The sequence below is a fragment of the Staphylococcus sp. HMSC34G04 genome (assembly GCF_001838765.1).
GTDB classification, from domain to species: Bacteria; Bacillota; Bacilli; order Staphylococcales; family Staphylococcaceae; genus Staphylococcus; species Staphylococcus epidermidis.
The window spans coordinates 54,694-77,962 of the sequence record NZ_KV838727.1 but is presented as its reverse complement, the minus strand read 5'-3'; the positions used below and the strand labels follow the sequence as shown (position 1 = coordinate 77,962).

The window sequence follows — 23,269 nt, the reverse complement described above, 5'->3', positions numbered from 1 at the left end:
ATTGATATTTGTCCTAGGCGCTTATTATCATAAACAAATCTTATATTAAACTGTAGAGTTTTGTAAGATGTTTAGCACCTTCGTCGTGCTTTCACTTTGAAAAATATATACTAATTAATATGCTATAGTTAGTTAATCTATTTGAGTTCCACCAGTCACACCATATACTTGACCGGTAATATAACTTGCATCATCAGACGCTAATAACACATATGTCCCAGCACATTCAACAGGCTGACCAGCACGTCCTAACGGTGTGTTTTGCCCAAAAGTAGGTATAGCACTTTGTGGTTGTCCACCGACAATTTGAAGTGGTGACCAAAACGGTCCAGGCGCAACACAGTTAACACGAATACCTTTAGGTCCCAGTTCGTCTGAAAAACTCTTTGTTAAAGATATAATTGCAGCTTTCGTTGCAGCATAATCATGAAGAATTGGACTAGGATTATAACCTTGAACTGAAGATGTTGTTGTAATTGACCCTCCTGGTTGTAAATACTCAAGCGCTTTCTGGACTGTCCAAAATACCGGATAGACATTCGTTTCAAATGTTTCAGTAAAATCTTGAGTTTTAAACTCCGATAATTCATCTTGATAAAGTTGATGACCAGCAACCAACGTTACATTGTCTAAACCACCTAATTGCTGATAAGCCTCTTCAACCATGTCATAGTTGAATTGTTCATCTCTAATATCACCAGGAATTAAGATAGCTTTTTGCCCAACATTTTCAATGATCTGTTTTACATCATCGGCATCTTGTTGTTCACTTGGTAAATAATTAATCGCTACATCTGCACCTTCTTTAGCATAAGCAATTGCTGCCGCACGTCCAATTGCTGAATCGCCACCAGTCACTAGTATTTTAAAGCCATCTAATCGATGGTGGCCATGATAAGAATCTTCCCCACAATCTGGTTGTGGTGACATTTTAGCTTGTATACCTGGAACTTCTTGTTCCTGTTTTTCATAATTATCAGTTTTAAATTTATTGCGCGGATCTTGAGCTGACATTTCAAATCATCCCCTAATTCATTTAATGCTTTCTGTATACCCAGTTATCATGTACGTTTAATCATAGAAAATATGAAATCACAAATTATGTCAATAAACGTTGAACGAGCTGTACGAAATATTGAGGAACTTTTTCCAAAATACGCTCATCCGGATGATAATTAGGATGATGTAAATCAAATTTACTGTCGGAGCCAATAAATGCGAAAACACCGGGGTATTCTTCTGTATAACCTGAGAAATCCTCTCCAATAGTAACCGGTTCATCGAGCATTGATACATGATAGCCAACATTTTTAGCGACCTCGATTGCTTCTTGTGTTAGATGTGCATCATTTACTACTGCACCAGGTAGTCTTGAATAAGTTAAATCAATATCCACATTAAAAACACGACTTAAACCATCAGCAATATTTTTCATCCTATTTTCAATATAATGACGTTTATCCTCATCGAATGACCGAACAGTGCCCTGTATATAAGCTTTGTCAGCTATAACATTCCATGTGTTACCACAAGAAATTTCACCGATTGTTACAACTGCACTATCAAAAGCTGATAAATTTCGACTCACAATAGTTTGTAAACTATTGATAAGTTGTCCTACGACGATGACTGGATCGTTTCCTTGCTCAGGTTTTGCAGCATGCGCACCTTTACCTTTAACATTAAACTCAAAACGATCTACAGCAGAGGTAATTGCACCCGATTTAATAGCAAATTCACCAACTTTTAAAGTGGGATAATTATGAAAACCAAGTACTGCTTTAGCTCCTTTAAGTACTCCAGTATTTATAATTTCAAATGCACCATGTCCTAATTCTTCAGCAGGTTGAAATATTAATCGAACGCGTCCATTTAATTCATCTTCAATCTCTTTTAGTTGAGTACCAGTAGCTAATATACTTGCCATATGAATATCATGACCACATGCATGCATTGCACCATGATGCTTTGATGTAAATTCATGCTTCACTTGTTCTTCTATAGGCAAAGCATCAATATCTGTTCTTACCGCTATCATTTCCTCTCCTTGCCCAATTTCTGCTACTAAACCTGTTTTTAAAGGGACATCCAGTATACGTATACCATAACTTTTGAGTATTTTCCGTAACGTTTCTGTAGTTTCATATTCTTCATCTGAAAGTTCAGGATATTGATGAAACGTTCTTCTCCAATTTACATAAGTAGAATAATTTGTCATATATCGCTCAGCCCTTTCTCACACTTCTAATTTATTCATATGCTTAACTTGTGATTTAGCATTCTTTTAATTAACTTAATTGTCAATTTTAGTAAAGTTATCTTAACATTTTATCGGAAAATTCTAAATATTCAACGTTTTTAAGAGCTAGTTTATTAAAATTATTTAAAAAAGCGAAAACATGTTGAAACAGTTACATGTCTCATTAGTTACTGCTTAGATTACTGGAATATATGATAAACATGCATTAAAAATTCTCTTTCATAGTGAAATGAACAATCTTCACAATAAATGGTTATTCCTATTACGATAACAAGTATGACATTTTAATTTGTGACTAACACATCATTTCTTATTCAGTCATAAACTGTCAAAAAACGTCAAAATGCCCGAGACATCAACGAATATCACAGGCATTTTGAAACTAAGTATATCTAAATTTATTAAATTTTTACATGACGACTTCTAACTTTAAATTAAACAATGATGTACTAAATTAGCAACTAATTTAGCAGTTCTTTGATCTGAATCATACGTTGGATTCATTTCAGCTATACTTATAGATTTTACTTTTTCACTTGGAATGACACGTTTAGCAAGTTCGAAAACTGTATGTGGATATATACCTAGGACAGCTGGTGCACTTACTCCTGGTGCAAATGCACTATCTACTACATCCATGCAAATTGTGAACATAACCGTATCATGATTATGGATAAAACGTTCTATCATATCTTTAATAGGGGGAGACACCTGATGTAGTAATTCATCTGCATATACAAATTGAATATCTTTTTCTTTAGCATAATTAAATAAAGCTTGTGTATTACCACCTTGAGATATACCTAACACTAAATAATCTGCATTATCATCTTCTTCTAGAATTTGTCTAAAACTAGTACCAGAGGTTGAATAATCCTCATCACGTGTGTCAAAGTGCGCATCTATATTAATCACACCTATTGACGACTCAGGAAAAACTTTACGAGTAGCTAAATATTGTGCATATGCTATATCATGACCACCACCAAGTAAAAATGTTTGTTTATGTCGTTTCATAGACTTAGCAGCAAGGTCTGCGAATTCGCGCTGTGTATCTATTAGCAACTCATGATTGTGTTCTACATTACCATAGTCTATAATCTCTTCACATTGATTCAAATCTGGCAATCCAGCAAAAGCTCGCTTAATGGCATTGGGGCCTTCTTTTGCACCTACACGTCCTTTGTTTAATTCTACTCCTTTATCAATTGCATATCCTAATAAGCCCACGCCTTTGTGTTTCTCCGAAAAATCTAATTGACTTAAATCACCGAATTTAACAGTTTGGAAATGCCTAAATTGTGTAGGATCAGTTTCACTATCTAAACGACCTGTCCATAGATTAGATTGCGCAAGTTGATACATGATATATCCCCCTTGAATTTTTATCAGTTAAGTTAATTAAAGTATAACTATTGAATTTTTCTTTATCAATGCTTGCTCTTTTAACATACCCATATAATGATAAAATTATTTACGATTAGCTAACAAAATGATTCAAGACTATTACATTTTGATTATAATTAAAATAGACAATTTAAACATATGCTTGTAAGATGTATAATTGTAAATAAATCAATTTAAGCTTGTTACCTAATGGAGGTTACATACAATGAAAAACTCTAGATTTTCTGGGTTCCAATGGGCTATGATGGTCTTTGTATTTTTCGTTATTACAATGGCATTGTCCGTGATACTCAGAGATTTTCAAGCGACTATCGGAGTGAAACGTTTTGTCTTTAGCATTAAAGATTTAGCTCCTTTCATAGCTGCAATTGTGTGCATATTAATATTTAAACACAGAAAAGAACAATTAGCAGGATTGAAATTTTCTATCAGTTTAAAGGTGATTGAGCGTCTACTTTTAGCACTCATTCTACCACTTATCATTTTAATGATCGGCTTGTTTAGCTTTAATACTTATGCTGATAGTTTCATCCTATTACAAACTTCAGATTTATCAGTATCATTACTAACTATACTAATTGGTCATATTTTAATGGCTTTTGTAGTGGAGTTTGGTTTCCGTTCTTACTTACAAAATATTCTTGAAACAAGAATGAATACATTTTTTGCGAGTATTGTTGTTGGTCTTATTTATTCAGTATTTACAGCTAATACGACATATGGTGTAGAATACGCCGGATACCATTTCTTATATACATTCATGTTTTCAATGATTATTGGTGAATTAATTAGAGCTACTAATGGTCGTACAATTTATATTGCAACTGCCTTTCACGCATCCATGACTTTTGCTCTCGTCTTTTTATTTAGTGAAGAAACAGGCGACCTTTTCTCAATGAAAGTCATTGCACTTTCTACAACAATTGTGGGTGTTTCATTTATTATTCTTAGTCTCATCATTCGTGCTATTGTTTATAAAACGACGAAACAAAGTTTAGACGAAGTTGATCCTAATAATTATTTATCTCATATTCAAGATGAAGAACCAAGTCAAGAAGACACCTCTTCAACTTCAGATCATGATGTATCATCTAAAGATGAAACAAAGCAACAAGAAATTGATAATGACAAATATCAATCAAAGAAACCTAATAAGAGTGACGATGCGATTGCTACTTCTGATTATAAAGAAGACGCCTCTTCAGTTAATAAAGAAACGGATACAAATCACAATGATAAGCTTAGAGATCATTCAACTTATACCGAAGATAGACACTCATCAGTTGTCAACGATGTTAAAGATGAAATTCACGAAGTTGAAGATCATAAAGCCGACACAGATAAATCACAGTAATAATTGATACTTTAAAATAAATCTTGTATTAATGATTCGCACTCTAAAAGTTTGATTTTAGTATTAAAATGCATAAATAAGCCAGTCTAATGATTACGTTCGACACCTTAATCATTGGACTGGCTTTTTCATATCTATCAATTTAAGTAACAATCAATATACATTCGCTATATTGATTAAAGATAATTTATTGTGTTTCATTAGAACTATTAAGATGATAACTGCTTTTGCATTTAGAATCTTAATCTACTTACTAGGGTTTGCATTAGCAGGATATTAAATTCATCCATATTACTTTATTAATCGTAATATTTAAACACCATAACATTTTTACGCTTAAATATTCTTCTCAGTATCTATCAATTTTTCCATTATATATCTTTATTCTATTTTTTGTTTTTGTCTTGTTTTAATACAAAAAATAATGGTGTCATAAAAACTGCAAAAAAGAATGCAGTAATTAAATTTGTATACACATCAAATTCAATTGGAAATACCAAGCTAATTAAAGAATCAACAACAAAAAACGCAACGAAAAAGTAAATGAAATATAAAAAAACTTTCAAAATAAAACCTCCTTTTACCCCAGCTAAAGACCTAACTATTTTTTCAAAAATTATTACTAAAACACCAATAAACTTTTTCTTAAAAAATTAGTTGATGTCTTACATCAATTAGATAAATTGATATTAACGTTTATAACAAATTGAGTTTAAACAAAATAGAAATGTTTACCTCACTCAATAATATAGAAAACATAAATCAGCATACAATCTTACATTTTCGGAGTTCAGCACAAATCAGTTATTGAACTAACTTTATTACAAATTGGAGGACTCAATGACTATGATAAGATTGTATGTCATTCATGTCTTTACAACTCTATTATGTATTGCCTGTGTAAGGTAATCACTTTAACACAAATGCTCTATCTCAGATTAATTTTTTCAGCTTAATATAATGGCTAAGTCTCTTTATTTAATATTTTTACGCCTTCTTGTGTTCCTACTATTACTTGATCGGCAATATTGAGGAAATATCCTGTTTCAAGAACACCAGTTAAATGAATTAAAAATTCGTGTAGCTCATAAGCAGAAATTCGATTTTGCAATGAACAATCTAATATGTAATTACCATTGTCGGTAATAAAAGGTACATCTTCATTAATTCTTCTGTTTACATGAATATCATAAGTACACTCAATTTTTTTGGCAACTTGGTACCAATTAAATTTATCGACTTCAACTGGTAATGCAAATGTTTCTCCTAAATAGTTGACGAGTTTACTTTCATCTACAACAACGACAAATCGGTCAGCCATTTCATCTATGACCTTTTCCCTAAATAAGGCTCCACCACCGCCTTTAATAAGGTTAAGCGCACTGTCTACTTCATCAGCGCCATCTATTGCTAAGTCGATTTTCTCAACATCATTTACATCAACTATATTCATAGCTAATTCTTTAGCTAAAAATGCTGTTTTATTAGAAGTGCAGACGCCGGTAATTGTATAATTCTTTTGCTGAATTAATTCAGCAATTTGGGGAATTAATAATTCAATTGTGCTCCCTGTTCCTATTCCTAGTGTCATACCATTTTCAATTTGACCAAGTACATCTTCTAAGGTCATCAATTTTAGCTCTTTTGCATCTTTCATGGGTCGTTGCTCTCCTCTTCATAAAAGTATCTAATTATATTCTACATGAGATTCAATTTTTTAACATACCTCATTTTTGATTTCATATTAATCATTTCATTTTATTGTTAAACTATTTGTATCAACACTTGATAATAGCTTATAAATTAAAAGGTCGTGATATACATGATTAAAGTGAATGCCATATCTATTGGCAAAATAGAAACATTGTCTTATGGTAACTATAAACCAATGCAATCAGCGTTAAACAAAATTCCTTTTAAAGGTCAAATGTGGCTCAATCGACTTGGGTTCGTGGACGATGAACAAGCCTATCATAAACATGGTGGTATACATAAAGCGATATGTTGTTTTAGTAAATCTAATTATCAATTATTTAAAGATGACTTACATCAATTACCTGAATATGCAATGTTTGGTGAGAATTTGACAGTTGAACATCTAGATGAAGCCGATGTTTATTTTGGTAATCAGTATCAACTAGGCGATACAATCATAGAAGTATCAGATATACGAGAACCTTGTTGGAAAATTCAAGCTAAATATGCAATACCTAATTTAGTTCAAAAAATGTCGCAATCTGGTAAAACTGGATTTTATTTTAGAGTTATAAAAGAAGGATATGTACATCAGAGTGATAATTTAAAACTCATTAAAAAGGCAGAATCAAACTCACGTCTATCTGTGAAAGACTTAAATCATCTATTCTATAATGAGCGTGATAATTTAAGATTAATTTATCATGCTCTTCGAAATCCTTATCTTTCACCTGATCGAAAGGAAAAACTACAGAAAATGAAAACGCGTGCCGAAAATAGAAAATTCATTAATTCTGACGATAAGTAGTTTAAAAAGAGTCTGAAACTTTTAAGCTCAGACTCTCATATGTATTGCAATGAATGATGATCATCATCATAAAAATACTACTTTTCATGAATTTGAAAACTTGTTTTAGATGTAAATAATGTATCTGCCTCTAAAATAGACTGAGCTTTGGCGCCGTACATATTTATATCATTAGGCATATATTGAGTTTCGATGGAAAATCCAGAATGCGCCTTATAAATATTAAAATCATTGTTCCAAACTTGTGGATTATTAAACGTAAACATTACAAAGTGAGGCATATCAGTCTTAATATTAAGTTCAAATTCAGAATTATCAATGGTAAGCTCATTTCCACCAAATTCGAAAGGATGATCAATGCCATTATAATGATTAATTTGTTGTTGCAAAGTTTCATTGTCACTTTCAAAAATATCTTTTAAATAGACTTTTTTTGTACCCAATAATCGATGTAAATCAAGAGATTGCTCCTCTTTAACAATATGTTTATCATTTAACATATACATTTTTAATTCTGAACTATTAATACAGTGGTTATACACAACATTGTTATCACGATTCAAATTAAAATAAACATGATTTGAAGGATTAAATACTGTTTTTTTTGTTGATTTTGCCTCATATTGTACGGACCATCGATGATTGGCATCATAAGTGTGAATAACCTTTACCATCATATCTCCAGGATAATTGTCCTCTTCTTCTTTAATCGTTGTTGTGAATATAATCTTTACTTGTCCAATATCATCAACTATTTCATAATCAAAAATACGTCTATTTAATCCATGACTGCCCCCATGCAAATGATGTTGACCATCATTTGATTCTATTTGAAAAGTATCATCATCTAATTTAAATGATGCATTTTCAATTCTACCTGCATAGCGACCTATCGTAGCACCAAAATTAAAAGGTTCTTCAAAATAAAATTCATCTGCTTCTACTACATTCCCCAAAACGATATTGTTATCATGGTATTTCCAAGAAACAATTCTTGCACCATAGTTTGTAAATACAATTTTCGTATCGTCATTATCAATTTTAATTAAATCTAAACCGTGTCTTTGATGTTCAACTTTAGATATCATTACATAATCTCCCTTTCAACCTTGTAAAATTAACGCCCTTCTAACTATATTTCAATGACTAAAGGCCTCTATCTCACCTGTCCTAATTCCCCTCATCACCTTAGTTAACAGTGTTTATAATTACTTACTTATATCAATTTGATTTGTATTTATAATCGCCAGCCTAGCGATTGATTTAAAAGTTAATAATGATATAAGAACATCTGCTTTTAATTGGACAAATTTTTACATAGAAAAACGTTCAAAGTCTTACATTACTTTCAATTCCCTGATTTTTTAAGACGTTCGCCATAAAAGGGGTAGCTTTTTGGCTAAACAAATCAAACACTTTATACTTTAAAATAGCAATATAAGACTTTTTAAATTCAACTTTTATCAACAGTGTTTCACTTACATATTGTTACACTTTTTCTTGTAATATTCCATAGATTTCGGCAATTAACGTAAATAAATTGTATGTCAGATGATTCGAAAATATAATTATTATTTTTGTAAACACTTACATTCATGTAAACTATACTTAAACATCAAATCGTCGACTCAGAACAATATGATTGATTACAATTACGCTATATATAGGAGGCATACACATGAGTTATAGTATAGGAATTGATTTTGGAACCGCTTCTGGAAGGGTGATATTAGCTGACACATCCAACGGACATATCATATCAAGATATGAGGAAGACTATGCGAACGGAACTTATATGAACTCATTATATGATAAACCGTTACCTGAAAACTACTTCTTACAAAATGCTGACGACTATTTACAAATTCTTGAACAAGGTGTTCAATTTGTATTAGAAGATAGTAAAGTTAATAAAAACGATGTGGTTGGTATTGGAGTCGACTTTACAAGCAGTACAATTATCTTTCTCGATGAACAATTTGAACCGCTTCATCGTCATGAAGATTTAAAGACAAATCCACACGCGTACGTAAAATTATGGAAACATCATGGAGCTCAAGATGAGGCAAACCATATGATTCAGATGAGTAAGAATAAAAATTGGTTAGATTATTATGGCTCAAGCGTAAATAGCGAATGGATGATACCGAAAATCATGGAAGTTAAACATGAAGCACCAGAAATTCTTAGAAGAGCACGGTATATAATGGAAGCTGGAGATTACATTACTAGTATACTAACAAATTCAAATGTACGATCAAATTGTGGTATTGGCTTTAAAGGTTTTTGGGACAATGATGCAGGATTTAATTACGAGTTCTTCCATAGCGTGGATCCTGATTTACCTAAAATCGTCAAAGAAAAATGTGAAGCGCCAATCATATCAATTGGAAAAAGTGCAGGTCGTTTATGTAAAGACTATCAACAGATATGGGGGCTTTCTCAAGATGTCCAGGTTTCACCTTTTATCATAGATGCACATTCTGGCGTCTTAGGTGTTGGGGCAATAGAAGCTGGAGAATTCACTGCAGTCATTGGTACAAGTACTTGTCATCTCATGTTAGATTCAAAGCAAGTACCCATTTCTTCTATAACTGGCTCAGTTAAAAATGCTATTATACCTGGATTATATGCCTATGAAGCTGGTCAACCAGCTGTCGGTGATTTGTTCGAATACTCAAAGAACCAAGCACCTAAACATATTGTGGATAAAGCAAATGAACATCATATGCCTGTGCTTAACTATTTAGAAGAATTAGCAAGTCATATTAAAATAGAAGAACAACATGTTGTTGTTTTAGATTGGTTGAATGGAAATCGTAGTATACTAAGTAATAGCCATCTAACTGGAAGTATCTTTGGTCTTACACTTCAAACACCATATGAAATGATTCATCGAGCATATATTGAAGCTACAGCATTTGGAACAAAATTAATTATGAAACAATTTGAAGATAATCATATCCCTGTTCATACAGTATATGCATCTGGCGGTATCCCACAAAAGAGTAAATTACTCGTTGAAATTTATGCAAATGTCTTAAATAAAAAGGTTGTCGTCTTAGATTCGTCTAATGCTTCAGCATTAGGTGCAGCGATGTTAGGTGCAACTGTTGGTAACGCATATAGTACATTAAAAGAGGCGGCATTATCTATGAAGCAACCTATAGCTTATATACAAGAACCTGAATTCCAAAAAGTTCAAGCATATGAACCACTTTACCATAAATATTGTGAACTACATGATTTATTAGGTCGTCAATATCCTGAATTATCATATTTGATTTAAGTTGTTATCCCTTTCAAGACGTTTAATTTTAATCACCGATACCATGATTAAAGTTGAAATGAATAAACATGTCAGCATTGATGCAATAGGACGTCGATGCATAAGAAGTTCCACAGTGATATGAATCAGCAAATATATAGCGAAATTAATCTTAAGCTAAACTCGTTGTTTTTTATTGACTTAATGACGTTTAATAAATTCTGGTTTTCTATAAACATGTATTTTTCTATCATCATATAGCATGAAGAACAAAATAAGTATCACAAAAATAACTAAACTTGATAATTAAAGCTTAACTTGAGCTTTTGTTATCAGAGGAACGACAACAAAAGAGCTAAAATACATATAAAGGCATACAAGGATTAATAACTACTTGATAATGCTTACGCTGAATACATGAACATTTTCAATTCAATCAAAAACTATCAATACAATTAAAGTACCCGAGACAATCATGATTGTCTCGGGCTATATTATTGTTTAAATTTTATTTATCAACTGGATTAGCATTATCACCATGGAAATTTGTCTCGTTGCAATTGTACTTTGGACTTGGTCCATATTTATTAGACTCTGTTTTACTATCTAAGCAAGTCAATACTAATATTAATATCGACCCAATCCAGTAGATTAAGCAGATAATTCCCATAAATATTAATACCGCTGAATTATCTATATTTAATATATAATTAAAAGCAGATACAATGATAGTGAAAACATAAAAAATAATCGGAAGAGTCATCGTCATTGAGCGATCATGGAATCTTCTTGATAATATCGCAACATTAGGTATTAATGTAACTAAACTATAAATAAAAATATAAATTAAAGAAAAGATTAAAATTCCTACCCCCAACAAGATAAATCCTTCACTTTTAAAAGTTTCACTTGATATTAAAAAGATAAATCCAAAAGCGTAACCAATAATTGCAGGAATCATAAAAATTAAATGCCATAACATAGCAAACCAATACTCACTTCTACGTGAGCGCCCTTTAAAATTAAAATAGTTAGTCCAAAATAATTTAAAAGCTTGTGTAAATCTAACTTTTTCTCTCATTAGATATACTCCTTTTCATTTTGTCATTAAAACAAGTGTTTTAAATCAATACATTATTTGTTACATTAAAAAGAGTTTATTTCTATTAAAACTCATAATGAAAGTATAACAAAAAGTATTTTAAATAAAAATAGTAATATAAAACATAATATTTCAATTTACATTTTTTTAAGTAAATTCTTTTAATAAAAAAGAGAGATGATATATTTGGACTTTATAAATCAGCAGACAACTCAAACTGCAAAAGCTTTATTAGGTGTTAAAATTATATACCAAGATGACTATCAAACATATACTGGATATATTGTAGAAACTGAAGCTTATTTAGGTATACAAGATAAAGCGGCACATGGTTTTGGTGGCAAAATAACACCAAAAGTGACATCTTTATATAAAAAAGGTGGCACAATATATGCACATGTGATGCATACACATTTATTAATCAATTTTGTTACACGAACTGAGGGCATTCCAGAAGGTGTACTTATTCGTGCTATTGAACCAGATGAAGGTATCGGCGCTATGAACGTCAATCGTGGAAAATCTGGATACGAGCTCACTAATGGTCCAGGAAAATGGACTAAAGCTTTCAATATTCCACGGTCAATTGATGGCTCAACCTTAAATGACTGTAAATTATCTATAGATACCAATCATCGCAAATATCCAAAAACTATTGTAGAAAGTGGTCGTATCGGTATTCCTAATAAAGGAGAATGGACAAATAAACCACTACGTTTCACTGTTAAAGGCAATCCATATGTCTCTAGAATGCGCAAATCAGATTTTCAAAATCCCGACGATACATGGAAATAAAAAAGGGAGCAGGATATTATTATTTGTCCTACTTCCTTTTTCTAAATTTATTCAAATTAAAATCTGCAGAAAAGTGCATTTTAAAATACACCATTCATTGTTTATTGAAAGTACCTCTTTCCTCAATTTTTGAGCTAATGTTAGAAAAATGCCTTTATTTCACTGTAATATCTCCATTTTCATTAATTAATTTCACTTTATTATTCCCATTGTTAACTTTACTATTATTTAACACACGATGATCGATGTCTGTTTGCCCTTCTGCATTACGAGTGATGATTTGGGTGTGATGAAGTTCTTTTTTATAATTCAAGTTTATATCCCCTTCTTCATTTTTAATACGTAAAGGAATATCAGGGGGCAATTGTTTCATTTGAATATCCCCATTGTCATTTTGAATATCAGCATGATTAAAATGAATATCTTTCGTATGAATATCTCCATCCTCATTATGAAGCGTCACCTTTTTATATCGTCCGTTTTGAACTTTAATGTCTCCAGATTCAGTATCAAATCTTCCTGTGTCACTATTTACTCCAACAACATTTAAATCCCCATCATTAGTTTTAATATCTATGTTTTTAATATATTTAGGTACTGTAATCGTAATATGATTACTAACATGACCTTGTATTCTAAAATTAATATGCGGCCTTGTTTGACGCTCTGTAATTACCCAATGTTGATTGTTCACCTTGCTAGTGACGTTTAAATTTTTGTCATTCCCTTTGGACTTAACCGAAAAATGTTCACCTTTTTTCACAGTTATATCGCTTACTTTTCCATCAACGTAAATACTTTTCACAGTATTATCATCATAGTTTTTCATTAAATTTGTTGTTTGATCATTATATTGCTTGTCTTTACTCAATTTTTTATTTTGTGCATATACTCCCACGCTACAAATAATAATTAGTGACAAGCCTATTAATAATATTATCGCTGAAATTTTTTTCATGATTGTACACTTCCTTTGACAATAGAAATATTCCATTTTAAATATTTCATAGTTAAGTAAAATAGCCACTTAATGAGGTAGTAAGTCACCACTGCAAGTACAAGTCCAACACCAAACATTAAACCAGTCATAAATATGTCATATAGGATAATGGAATGAAAACCATCCATAATTCCTTTAATGAGCAACATCAATGGTGCAACTAGTGAAGCTAGAGTAAAAATGATGAAGGTTAATACGAGCAGAATGCTTAAAAAAGCTGGTATTGTAACAATAAAAAAGTTAAGCAAACTTAGCCCCATTACTGCTACAATTGCGGATGAAATATTCATTAAAGACACTTTTTGATGTGCATTTTCTACACTAAAAGTAGCTGTAAGTTCCTTACCTATTACTTTTGGATTACCTAACTCTTTACATACGTCTGATTCAGACTTTCCCTCTTGCTGTCCGCTATAAAAGTGCGTATCGTACTCATTCAAAATATCTTCTTTTTCTTCTTTATTCATATGTTTCAAATGCTTTTTAAGTTCTTTTAAATAATCATTTTTATTCATTCATTCTCACTCTCCTCAATGAAATGTTCTACAGCTTCCGTAAACAATTTCCATTCCTCTTCCAATTGATCAACCCTCGCAGCCCCCTGTTGAGTTAATTGATAGTACTTTCTAGACGGTCCTTCAGTTGAAGGTTGATAATACGTACTCAGTTCCCCACTTTTAACCAAACGCCTTAGTAGAGGATAAACTGTACCTTCAGCTATGGTCATGTATCTCGAGATATTTTGTACAAGTGAATAACCATACTGATCTTCTTTTTTAATAATAAGCAGAACGATTAATTCTAAAGCACCTTTCTTAAACTGTGCATTCATATACCTACCTCCTCAATCGTATAAACAGTATTAAACTATACACAGTAGTGATTTAAAATAACTATAGCATCTACTACTATACATTGCAAGGTACTGTGTCTAATTTATTAATACACACATCTTTATACAAATCTCACCATCTTTTATTGATAAATTATAAAAATTAATGTTTTTAATATACTTATATCATTATTTGGCAAACTGGATTTATTTTATTTGTGTATGTATAATGTGTATTATGGGACTTTATAAGGTTTACATTGAGTTACTCTAATATATAACTAGTTATATAGGGTTTCATACAAAGGGGGCTTTTAAATGATAGAATTTGATGCAATTACCACATTATGTTTGGCATGTGTTTTATATTTAATTGGTCAAACAATAATCAACCATGTTTCTATTTTAAGACGAATCTGTATTCCAGCACCTGTCATTGGTGGTCTTTTATTTGCAATATTAGTGGCTATATTAGATTCATTTAATATCGTTAAAATAAAACTTGACTCGGCGTTCATTCAGAATTTCTTTATGCTCGCTTTCTTTACTACAATTGGACTGGGCGCATCATTAAAACTATTCAAAATTGGTGGAAAAGTCATGTTGATTTATTTCACTTTTTGTGGAATTATGGCTATTTGTCAGAATATTATTGGTGTATCACTCGCTAAACTCTTAAACATTAAACCTTTATTAGGTCTTACAGCAGGTTCAATGTCAATGGAGGGTGGTCACGGTAATGCTGCAGCTTATGGTAAAACCTTACAAGATATGGGTGTAGATTCAGCAGTTGCAGCTGCTTTAGCTGCCGCTACACTAGGCCTTGTATTCGGTGGACTCATTGGCGGTCCCATCGTTAAATATTTAATAAAACGCTATGATCTTAAGCCAGAGCATCGTGACGATTCATTTAAAAATTATGGTATCGTTGAATACAATCAATCATTACATACAAAATATAAACCTATTCAAGTCTTTTTTATACAATTTTCTATACTCGTATTTTGCATGGCATTAGGAACATATATTGGCAATACTTTTACCGATTTAACCGGAGTTAATATTCCAATGTATGTTGGTTCAATGTTTGTAGCAGTAATTATTAGAAATGCTACAGACTTTATTGGTTGGGATATCGTTGATTTAAAAATGAGCGAACAAATAGGTGATATTTCATTAGGCATCTTTTTATCATTAGCTTTAATGAGTATCCAACTAACTCAAATATATTCTTTAGCTATCCCACTAATCATAATTGTTCTTGTACAAGTCGTATTTATGGTACTGTTCTCGATTTTCATATTATTTAAAGGACTCGGCAAAGATTACGACGCTGCTGTTATGGTAGGAGGATTTATTGGTCATGGTCTGGGCGCAACACCAAATGCGATGGCTAATTTAGATGTTATCACTAAAAAGTTTGGCAACTCTCCTAAAGCATATCTAGTAGTTCCTATTGTTGGTGCTTTCCTCATCGACTTAATCGGTGTAATTATTGTTATGAGTTTTATTCAACTTTTCAGTTAAACCATTCACCTTTTTTATTATAAGTACACGCTTTATAATAAAAACCTCTTATATTTCGGCATAACAATAAAAAAAACGATAATTCCTATAAATCTCACTTGGGAATTATCGTTTTATTTGTATGTTGAAATTATTACAATGTACTATTTCATTTTTTATTTTCTATTTAAATGAAGGCCACGTTGATTGATCCATGATATCAACTCCGGACTCATTACGATATCTGCTTGTCGTAAACACTCAATGTTCGGTGCATCTAACATCGTCATAATTTTTTTCATATGTTGAATAAAAGACTCTACATAGTCGATGGTATTTGTAATACCTGATTGTTCTACTTGATTTAAGAACGGGCGAGACATCCCTATTGCTTTTGCACCTAATGCTAAACATTTTACAGCATCGAGTGGCGTACGTAAGCCACCGCTAGCAAAAATATTTAATCGATCTTGAAATTCAGTACTCTCAAGTAAGGATTCTACGGTAGATTGTCCCCACTGAGATAAATAATTCATATCTTTATTCGAACGTCTTTCATTTTCAATATCAACAAAATTAGTCCCTCCGCGTCCACTGACATCAACATAGTTAACACCAATATCATGTAACGCTTGTAATGTTTCTTTACTCATTCCGAAACCAACTTCTTTAATAATAACTGGAACATCAACGCGTTTAACAATAGATTCAATATTTGACATCCATGAAGCAAATTCACGATTCCCTTCTGGCATGACTAATTCTTGAGGTGAGTTCACATGAATTTGTAGCGCTTGAGCGTCTAATAATTCAACCGCTTGTAGCGCTTTATCCACTGGTACATCGGCACCCACATTGCTGAAAATGGTTCCTTTGGGATTTGTTTTACGCACAATGCTAAATGTTTCAATCATATTAGGATTTCGCAAAGCTGCATGTGTTGATCCCACCGCCATTGCAATTCCAGTTTCTCTAGCAACAATTGCTAATTTTTCATTAATTTGTTTTGTCCAATCACTTCCACCAGTCATTGCATTTATATAGATTGGGTATGCCAAATCGAATTTCGTTGTATGACTTGTCATATCGACCTGACTAACATCAATACTGGGGATGGAATGATGAACAAATCTCACTTTATCAAAATCTGAAACCAGCGCATCTTTCTGTGACATTGCGATTTCTACATGTTCATTTTTCCTCTGTTCTCTTTGTGAGTCACTCATTAAAACACCCTACCTTTGTTAAATTATTTATATATATAAAGTTTTAAAACCATTTTTTCTTTTTAAAGAATATGATTAATATTATTGTTATAATTAGCATTAGAGTTAAGCACACGAAATAAGCATAATGCCATTTCAACTCAGGCATAAATTCAAAGTTCATTCCATATACACCAGCAATAAAAGTGAGTGGTGAGAATATAACAGATACAAGCGTAAGTATCTGCATTATACTGTTCATCCTAAATGACGTGAATGATTCATAATTTTCACGAATCTCATTCGTCATTTCTTGAGAAGTCCGAATAACACTTCTTTGTTTAATAAGATGATCATCAATATGTTGAATATACATTCTATGTTTGGCATCTTTAATTATATTTCCTTCTTGTTTCATTGTATCTACAACTTCTTGCATCGGAAATAATACGCGTTTAATTTTAATTAAATCCGAACGTAATTGAAAAACATTTTCCATAACGCTCTTACTATAGCGGTCATCGACATGCTTAGCTTCAAAATTATACACTTTATCTTCAATACCATAAACAAAGTTAAAATATTTATCCACCATACAATCCAGAATATGAATGACGATATCTGCACAATCTAATTCACTATCATGATTTTCTGAATTGTATTGAGCTACACGCTTTAATGATGGGAAATGTTTGTGATGGTATGTCACTAAAACATTACCTTCTAAAAATACACTTAGTGAGATTGGTGAGTAATCATCATTAATAATACTATGAAATATCATATATTGATACGCGTCATATTCTTTATATTTAACTCGTGGGTCACCATTGATAGCATCATCTATTTCTAAGTAATTGAAATCAAAATGATTTTTTAAATATTCATTTTCTTCATCAGTGGCATTTTCAAAATCATACCATATAATCGTTGCATCTTTAGGAATCTCTTTCACATTTGAAACTAATGTAAGAGGTTGCGATAAAGATTGAAATCTAACGGTCACCGTCATCTTTCTTACCCCCTCATACTTTATAAATTACATTTTATCATGAATTATGTTACATGTATGTGCTCTTTTCGGTTAGTATAGTGTTATAACTAAGGAGGTTAAATAAATGAACAAGACATTTACCGTAACCCGAACTGTGACAGAAGATGCTATAGATGATAATAATCATATGCATGACGCATATTATAATATTATTTTTAGCGAAGTCATTAATAAATTCAATGAGGTTCATGGTTTATCATTACCAGAGAGAGACCGTCTACAGTATACAGTTTTTACTGTTGAAACACATACTACTTTTTTACATGAATTAACACTTGGTCAAGAATTCAATATAGAGTTATTCCTTTATAATTACGATGACAAACGAACTCATTTCTTTCTGAGAATGTTAATTGATAATCAAGAAGTTGTTGCAACCAATGAGGTTATGATGTTAGGAATAGATAGGACACAACGTCGTGTTGCACCATTTCCAAAACATTATCTGAATGCTATACAAGATTATGCTCATAAGCAAGAAAAAATTGAATGGCCACCACAATTAGGCCACTCAATTGGAATACCACATAAAGGAGAATAATAATGTCTATAAGAGAAAAATTAGTAATAGAGCTCATGAATTTAAAAGACACTGTAAAATACGAATTGTCAGAATTAAATGAACAACAATATTTGTTTATGAACGGCCCAGCACCTCAATTGATGAAGCGTGCTATGAAAATGAGCTATATTCTAGGCCAAAAAGAAGCAATTGATTACCTTTTATTACTCATCGACACTAGCCATGAGAATGTCTTACTAGATCACTGTCATGACTATCAAAAACAAATTCAACGTAAACAATTCTCTTTACAAGAAGATATTATTCACCAAATAAATCAGTCAAAGGACTTCGAATCATTTCTATCAACTTACTATGTAAATAAAGGCAAATATGATATCATCAGCAAAATATAAACTTTCCTTTAATAAATACTATTGTTTAAACAAAATGATTATCTCATTCATCACCAGTTGATAAGCATAGCATTGGTAATTGACTTCATCCTTCCTTTTAGAACAACATTCATATCACTTTTAAAATTCAGTTAGCAATCTATTCAATTCCTACTCTAAAATTGATTTAGTGATGTGTTTTAACACCTTGTGGGATTGGCGTATGGGATAGAAAGGAAAATCATGCACCATTTTAGGATACTCTTTAAACTCAACATCGTTCCCACATTCCTCTAGAGCATGAGTAAATGCATGCATGTCTGGGCTTAATATTTCTCTGCCACCTCCATACATATATATAGGTGGCAACCCTTTTAGAGTACCATATAATGGTGATATACGCGCGTCTGATAAAGGTAAATCATTTGCCCAAGATTTCATGAGTTGATGAACACCAAATCGACTAACTAAGATATCATTTTCTTCCAACGTTTGCGTAATATTAGGATTAGTTAAAGTGGCATCTAAAAGTGGTGAAAGTAAAAATAACTTTCTAGGCACTTCTTGATTATCATTGATAAGTGATTGAACAAAACTTAATGCTAGTCCCCCACCAGAACCATCCCCCATCATAACAATGTTGTCCGCACCAACTTCTTCAACTAATTGATTATAAACGTCACGAATCGCTTTGAACGTTTCTAAGTAGTGATAATCCGGTGACTTGGGATAGATAGGTAAAACGACCTCATGCAATGTATTTAAAGTTAGTTTATCCAAAAGTCTCCAATGAAATGGAGAAGGTTGCAAAGTATTATATCCACCATGCAGATAGAGTATCTTTTGATTCTTCTCATGTCTAAAATTAAATCTAAACACTTGCATATCATTAAGAGTAAGTTTATCTAAATTTGACTTTACATTAAGTGTCGCAGGTTGCTGATGTTTTTTACTATTTTCGATACTTCTCTTTTCTAAAAATTTTTTAACTTCATCATGACTACTAAAAAATATCGATCTATTGTGAAGGATGTATTTATTAACCACGCGATTCATCATTCTATTTTTCATTAATCAATCTACCTACCTCTATTTAAAATTTTAAATTTAAGAAATAATTTGTTTAAATATCTATATACCTTTGCAAAAAAAAGATATAATGATAAGTATGTCATTTTAAAGAAATATTTTTTAATCAATACTTAGGATACTAGATTAAACCCAATTATAACAGACATAAAATTAAAAAGATAAACTTAGTAAATTTGCATCTAAAGGAGGCATTTAAATGTCTGAAACATTACAAAACCAAAAACAATTCAACTCTCAATTTGAGCATCAAGAGATCCATCGTGGGAAAAGATATGGTAAAAAGAAACGCTCATGGGTAAGTCTCATTATTCAAGTTTTCGTTTTAGTATTAACTGCTATTACTGGCTATAGCATGCTTAAACAACCTATATTTAAAATTTCATTTGTAAATGAAACTATAAATTTTCATCAATTAAGAAATTTTCAAGATACCGTTACGCAAATCGGCAATTTAAATTTAGGTAATATTGATCAATTACAACAGTCTGTCGATAATCTCATCATTATATTTAATATTTTCTTTGTCCTATGTCTTATTAGTTTGTTTGTAACCGTAATTACAATTATTTTTAATCGCACAGCACTTAAAGTAGTCAATATATTACTTTTAGCTATTATGCTAGTCATTACATTGTATTTCAGTTATATCATACATACAATTGCTCAGAAAATTTCCGAATCTCTAAAACAATATTATTTAACAGTATCACCAGAACAAGTATTAACTGAAGCAGATGCGATTCACAATGCACTGATACTCATTGGATGTAGTATTGCGTTATTGATTGTAAGTTTGTTTTTCCGTAATCGTTTACCACGTATTAAATAAAGATGATTTTAATGTTCTTTTAATACGAGAATCATCTCTTTTGTTTATGATTCCGCGACATAAAGTTTCTGGATAAGTGAAAAAGACAAATTCTATTGAAATAATATAGAATTTGTCTTTTTATAAAAATAACCACCTAGACGCTCTTAACGTCGTAGGTGGTTATTTACATCTCTTAATTATTTATCTTGTTGCGAAGGATAATCTTCAGCATTTGCTTTTTCAGCTGATAATTGAGCCTTTTTCTTGCCCTGTAAGAACAAGCTTAATATCAGTGCAATCGCACTAATAATTGTAGCAACAATAAATGCATCATTTACACCTTCTACAGATGCAAGTTTATTGACATGTTCGAGTAATACTTTCATTGCTGCTGACTCACCACCATACTGTTGGGCAAGTTCACGCATATGGTCTTGAATGACGGGATTCGTTTTATCTAACTCTTCACTAAAAGCAGAAAGATGATTTGTTTGTTGTGTCGTCATAACCGTAACCAAAATAGCTGTACCAATTGAACCAGCTAATTGTCTCATTGTATTAACAAACGCATTACCATGAGAAATTAAGCGTGGTGGTAAAGCATTCATACCTGCTGTCATAATAGGCATCATTATAAACGCCATACCAAATGAACGCACAATATATATCCACATAATATGAAGATATGTTGTATCCATGTTTAATTTACTTAATTCCCATGTCGCATACGTCATAATACCAATACCAAATATTGCTAATGGTTTAATACCGATTGTATCTAACAATTTACCTGCCACCGGACCTAATGCTCCCATGACTAATGCACCTGGCAATAGTAATAATCCAGAGTCTAATGCTGAAAAACCTCTAAGATTTTGTAAATATAATGGAAGTAAAATCATTCCTCCGTATAAACTCATCATCACAATCATATTGATAATAGTTGTAAGTGTATAAGTTGGATATTTTAATACTTCCAAGTTCAACATTGGCGCTTTCATTCTTAGTTCTCTTAAAATAAAGAAGATAATGAAAACCGTACCAACAATAAACATTGTTACAATCTCGGTTGATCCCCATCCTTTATTACCGGCTTCTGAGAAACCATATAATAAGGAACCAAATCCAATCGTACTATAAATAATTCCAGGGATATCTGCTTTCGGATTTGTCGTACTTTGATACAACTTAAACCAAAACAGACCAATTACGATAGCAATAATACCTATAAAGAACATGCCGTAAAACATCACATTCCAATGATAATTTTGCACAATATAACCTGAAAGTGTTGGACCGATTGCAGGTGCTAATATCATTGCAATGCCCATTGTCCCCATTGCCACACCGCGTTTTTCAGGTGGGAAAATGGTAACAATAACGTTAGAACCTAACGGCATCAATATACCTGCGCCTATGGCTTGTAATACACGTCCACTCATCATAATTGGGAAATTAAATGAGATTGCACAAACTAAGGAACCTAACGTAAATAGTGCTAAACCTATAATAAACAATTTTCTATAAGAATATTTATTAAATAAAAAGGCACTAATAGGTATTAAAATACCGTTCACTAACATAAAACCAGTCATTAACCATTGACCAGTTGAGGCAGAAATATTAAACTCTGTGTTTATTTTAGGCAATGCAACATTTAATAGAGTTTGGTTTAGAATCGCGATAAACATACCAAATAACATTGCCGCTAATATTTTACCTCTAGTTATACCTTTACCAAAAATAAAGTTAGACTCTTGATTTTTAATTCTTTCATTAACTCTACCTTCAGTAGAATTTGGATCGATAGGGTTCAACACATCGCTCGATGCGTCATCTTCCTCTTGGTTCTTATGACTTAACGCGTTTCTATCCTCTTTACTATCTGTATTGATAGATTGAGATGCATTATCTATTTCTGAGTCAAAGTGATTTTTTCGTTTTTCATCTTCAATATCGTTTGATTGCGTTGAATCAGTATTTGACTTAGTTGTTTGTTCTAAATCGCTTGCTTTAAATTTAGATTGATTACTTTCTCTCTTAGAATCTATTGTCGAACGTTGTTCCACTCTTTTGTCTTTATTTTTTCTTTTACGCTTAATTAAAAAGAAATTAATAAAACCAATGAGTATGAGCGCTACTACAATATATATAATAATGAAGGTCGCTGTCATAAAATGACC

At 31.8% G+C, this 23,269-nt stretch carries 22 protein-coding genes; 8 read left to right on the top strand and 14 right to left on the bottom strand.

Features of this window, described 5'->3' with window-relative positions; translation table 11 throughout:
- Positions 1 to 132 precede the first annotated feature (132 nt).
- The 3 genes from HMPREF3241_RS05360 to hutG form a co-directional block, all read right to left on the bottom strand.
- Positions 133 to 1,014 carry an SDR family oxidoreductase gene (locus HMPREF3241_RS05360; RefSeq protein WP_070853511.1) on the bottom strand — a complete coding sequence of 294 codons (882 nt, stop codon included), beginning with the start codon at positions 1,012 to 1,014 and terminating at the stop codon, positions 133 to 135.
- An 85-nt stretch (positions 1,015 to 1,099) separates the two neighbouring features.
- Positions 1,100 to 2,218 (bottom strand): amidohydrolase, encoded by a 1,119-nt coding sequence (locus HMPREF3241_RS05355; RefSeq protein ID WP_002490809.1) that lies wholly within the window; start codon positions 2,216 to 2,218, stop codon positions 1,100 to 1,102.
- Between the two features lie 471 nt (positions 2,219 to 2,689).
- On the bottom strand, positions 2,690 to 3,625 hold the full coding sequence (gene hutG, locus HMPREF3241_RS05350) for a formimidoylglutamase (RefSeq protein ID WP_002490789.1): 936 nt from the start codon (positions 3,623 to 3,625) through the stop codon (positions 2,690 to 2,692).
- A gap of 247 nt (positions 3,626 to 3,872) precedes the next feature.
- On the opposite strand from hutG, the gene HMPREF3241_RS05345 reads away from it, so the two are divergent.
- Positions 3,873 to 5,021, top strand: coding sequence for a peptidoglycan release complex CPBP-like subunit SdpC (locus HMPREF3241_RS05345; protein WP_002447250.1), 1,149 nt, complete (start codon positions 3,873 to 3,875; stop codon positions 5,019 to 5,021).
- Between the two features lie 386 nt (positions 5,022 to 5,407).
- Here the strand turns inward: HMPREF3241_RS05345 and HMPREF3241_RS12955 are convergent, their stop codons facing one another.
- Positions 5,408 to 5,587, bottom strand: coding sequence for a hypothetical protein (locus HMPREF3241_RS12955; protein WP_002447249.1), 180 nt, complete (start codon positions 5,585 to 5,587; stop codon positions 5,408 to 5,410).
- A gap of 398 nt (positions 5,588 to 5,985) precedes the next feature.
- Positions 5,986 to 6,678 carry a ribose 5-phosphate isomerase A gene (locus HMPREF3241_RS05335; RefSeq protein ID WP_049386488.1) on the bottom strand — a complete coding sequence of 231 codons (693 nt, stop codon included), beginning with the start codon at positions 6,676 to 6,678 and terminating at the stop codon, positions 5,986 to 5,988.
- Between the two features lie 165 nt (positions 6,679 to 6,843).
- Here HMPREF3241_RS05335 and HMPREF3241_RS05330 point away from each other — a divergent pair, with 165 nt between their 5' ends.
- Complete coding sequence (locus HMPREF3241_RS05330) at positions 6,844 to 7,524, top strand: MOSC domain-containing protein (protein ID WP_020360894.1); 681 nt, start codon at positions 6,844 to 6,846, stop codon at positions 7,522 to 7,524.
- A gap of 77 nt (positions 7,525 to 7,601) precedes the next feature.
- On the opposite strand, the gene HMPREF3241_RS05325 is transcribed toward HMPREF3241_RS05330, so the two are convergent.
- A complete protein-coding gene (locus HMPREF3241_RS05325; RefSeq protein ID WP_070845864.1) occupies positions 7,602 to 8,612 on the bottom strand; it encodes an aldose epimerase family protein in 1,011 nt (336 codons plus the stop codon).
- A 590-nt stretch (positions 8,613 to 9,202) separates the two neighbouring features.
- Here HMPREF3241_RS05325 and HMPREF3241_RS05320 point away from each other — a divergent pair.
- A complete protein-coding gene (locus tag HMPREF3241_RS05320; RefSeq protein WP_002490790.1) occupies positions 9,203 to 10,813 on the top strand; it encodes a ribulokinase in 1,611 nt (536 codons plus the stop codon).
- A gap of 487 nt (positions 10,814 to 11,300) precedes the next feature.
- Here HMPREF3241_RS05320 and HMPREF3241_RS05315 read toward each other — a convergent pair whose 3' ends face one another.
- Complete coding sequence (locus HMPREF3241_RS05315) at positions 11,301 to 11,873, bottom strand: DUF805 domain-containing protein (protein WP_002447243.1); 573 nt, start codon at positions 11,871 to 11,873, stop codon at positions 11,301 to 11,303.
- Positions 11,874 to 12,080: 207 nt separating this feature from the next.
- Between HMPREF3241_RS05315 and HMPREF3241_RS05310 the strand changes: the two genes are divergently transcribed.
- Positions 12,081 to 12,689: a DNA-3-methyladenine glycosylase gene (locus HMPREF3241_RS05310; protein WP_002457274.1), complete on the top strand. Its 609-nt coding sequence runs from the start codon at positions 12,081 to 12,083 to the stop codon at positions 12,687 to 12,689.
- Between the two features lie 154 nt (positions 12,690 to 12,843).
- On the opposite strand, the gene HMPREF3241_RS05305 is transcribed toward HMPREF3241_RS05310, so the two are convergent.
- The 3 genes from HMPREF3241_RS05305 to HMPREF3241_RS05295 are packed head-to-tail and all read right to left on the bottom strand — an operon-like array spanning position 12,844 to position 14,521.
- Positions 12,844 to 13,647 (bottom strand): DUF4097 family beta strand repeat-containing protein, encoded by an 804-nt coding sequence (locus HMPREF3241_RS05305; RefSeq protein WP_070853510.1) that lies wholly within the window; start codon positions 13,645 to 13,647, stop codon positions 12,844 to 12,846.
- The gene (locus tag HMPREF3241_RS05300) at positions 13,644 to 14,204 is read right to left on the bottom strand and encodes a DUF1700 domain-containing protein (RefSeq protein ID WP_070853509.1); all 561 of its coding nucleotides are present in this window, start codon (positions 14,202 to 14,204) and stop codon (positions 13,644 to 13,646) included. The genes HMPREF3241_RS05305 and HMPREF3241_RS05300 overlap by 4 nt, the downstream gene beginning before the upstream one ends.
- On the bottom strand, positions 14,201 to 14,521 hold the full coding sequence (locus HMPREF3241_RS05295) for a PadR family transcriptional regulator (protein WP_002447239.1): 321 nt from the start codon (positions 14,519 to 14,521) through the stop codon (positions 14,201 to 14,203). Before HMPREF3241_RS05295 ends, HMPREF3241_RS05300 begins: the two co-directional genes overlap by 4 nt.
- 318 nt (positions 14,522 to 14,839) lie before the next feature.
- On the opposite strand from HMPREF3241_RS05295, the gene gltS reads away from it, so the two are divergent.
- Complete coding sequence (gene gltS, locus HMPREF3241_RS05290; RefSeq protein WP_002447238.1) at positions 14,840 to 16,048, top strand: sodium/glutamate symporter; 1,209 nt, start codon at positions 14,840 to 14,842, stop codon at positions 16,046 to 16,048.
- Positions 16,049 to 16,203: 155 nt separating this feature from the next.
- Here the strand turns inward: gltS and fni are convergent, their stop codons facing one another.
- Positions 16,204 to 17,253: a type 2 isopentenyl-diphosphate Delta-isomerase gene (fni, locus tag HMPREF3241_RS05285; protein ID WP_002447237.1), complete on the bottom strand. Its 1,050-nt coding sequence runs from the start codon at positions 17,251 to 17,253 to the stop codon at positions 16,204 to 16,206.
- A 43-nt stretch (positions 17,254 to 17,296) separates the two neighbouring features.
- The gene (gene corA, locus HMPREF3241_RS05280; RefSeq protein ID WP_002447236.1) at positions 17,297 to 18,244 is read right to left on the bottom strand and encodes a magnesium/cobalt transporter CorA; all 948 of its coding nucleotides are present in this window, start codon (positions 18,242 to 18,244) and stop codon (positions 17,297 to 17,299) included.
- A gap of 106 nt (positions 18,245 to 18,350) precedes the next feature.
- Here corA and HMPREF3241_RS05275 point away from each other — a divergent pair, with 106 nt between their 5' ends.
- Both HMPREF3241_RS05275 and HMPREF3241_RS05270 read left to right on the top strand, forming a co-directional pair.
- Positions 18,351 to 18,827: a thioesterase family protein gene (locus HMPREF3241_RS05275; protein WP_002496255.1), complete on the top strand. Its 477-nt coding sequence runs from the start codon at positions 18,351 to 18,353 to the stop codon at positions 18,825 to 18,827.
- 2 nt (positions 18,828 to 18,829) lie between these two features.
- On the top strand, positions 18,830 to 19,204 hold the full coding sequence (locus tag HMPREF3241_RS05270; protein WP_070853508.1) for a hypothetical protein: 375 nt from the start codon (positions 18,830 to 18,832) through the stop codon (positions 19,202 to 19,204).
- 150 nt (positions 19,205 to 19,354) lie between these two features.
- Here HMPREF3241_RS05270 and HMPREF3241_RS05265 read toward each other — a convergent pair whose 3' ends face one another.
- Positions 19,355 to 20,254 carry an alpha/beta hydrolase gene (locus HMPREF3241_RS05265; protein ID WP_002475061.1) on the bottom strand — a complete coding sequence of 300 codons (900 nt, stop codon included), beginning with the start codon at positions 20,252 to 20,254 and terminating at the stop codon, positions 19,355 to 19,357.
- Between the two features lie 217 nt (positions 20,255 to 20,471).
- Between HMPREF3241_RS05265 and HMPREF3241_RS05260 the strand changes: the two genes are divergently transcribed.
- Positions 20,472 to 21,104 (top strand): hypothetical protein, encoded by a 633-nt coding sequence (locus tag HMPREF3241_RS05260; protein WP_002475059.1) that lies wholly within the window; start codon positions 20,472 to 20,474, stop codon positions 21,102 to 21,104.
- A 179-nt stretch (positions 21,105 to 21,283) separates the two neighbouring features.
- Here the strand turns inward: HMPREF3241_RS05260 and HMPREF3241_RS05255 are convergent, their stop codons facing one another.
- Positions 21,284 to 23,260, bottom strand: a complete 1,977-nt coding sequence (locus tag HMPREF3241_RS05255) for a DHA2 family efflux MFS transporter permease subunit (RefSeq protein ID WP_020363047.1) — start codon at positions 23,258 to 23,260, stop codon at positions 21,284 to 21,286.
- Positions 23,261 to 23,269: the final 9 nt, after the last annotated feature.